Genomic DNA, 296 nt, shown 5'->3' with positions numbered 1-296 from the left:
TACAACGTGCAAGGCCATCGCAGTGAGCCGCATTCGCGGATCGAGGACTGGCTGGCCAATCTGCCCGCCGAGGGACTGCGCGAGATGTGTACTTGGGAGCAGTTCTGCCGCTTCGCTCGCGAGCCAGAGAGACGCAAGATTGGCATTGATGCACGCGTCACCATTGAGGGCACAACCTTTGAGGTCGAGCCTGACATGGCGGGAGAATCCGTGGTGTTGCTCTGGGGACTGTTTGATAACGAGCTGTATGCCGAGTTCAATGGCGAGCGCTTCGGCCCTTTCTACCCGGTGTCCGG

1 pseudogene is annotated in these 296 nt (G+C 59.8%); it reads left to right on the top strand.

Annotation, left to right across the window (positions count from 1 at the left end):
• Positions 1 to 296, top strand: a pseudogene (locus tag DW49_RS0100980) (IS481 family transposase); the annotation flags it as partial.

This window comes from Pseudomonas avellanae BPIC 631, from assembly GCF_000444135.1.
Lineage (GTDB): Bacteria > Pseudomonadota > Gammaproteobacteria > Pseudomonadales > Pseudomonadaceae > Aquipseudomonas > Aquipseudomonas avellanae.
This window is presented reverse-complemented; position numbering and strand designations above follow the sequence as displayed.